This window comes from Rhizobium sp. SVR5-2C (genome assembly GCF_056755115.1).
Genome location: NZ_JBNDHT010000507.1, coordinates 1 through 246, shown reverse-complemented (window position 1 = coordinate 246; position 246 = coordinate 1). Strand labels below are relative to the sequence as shown.

Genomic DNA, 246 nt, shown 5'->3' with positions numbered 1-246 from the left:
GGTGCGTGCCGCCCGGCGAGAACCGCCAGCAGATCGTCGAACGCAGATGGCAGCGAACCGGCAATCTTGGCGACCAGCGCTGGATGCTGCGCTGTGTCGATCAGGCCTATGAAAACCTGCTGAAGCTCGCGGAATGGGGGTATCCCTTTCCAAGCGATGACGACGGCAAACGCTACATCGCCAACCTGCGTGGTCCCGACTACATGGCGTTCATGCGCCGCCGCGTCCTCAAGGCAGGCGTCACGG

1 pseudogene is annotated in these 246 nt (G+C 63.4%); it reads left to right on the top strand.

What is annotated here, in order from left to right:
• Nucleotides 1–246: pseudogene (locus tag ACPYOI_RS36695) on the top strand (FAD-dependent oxidoreductase); the annotation flags it as partial.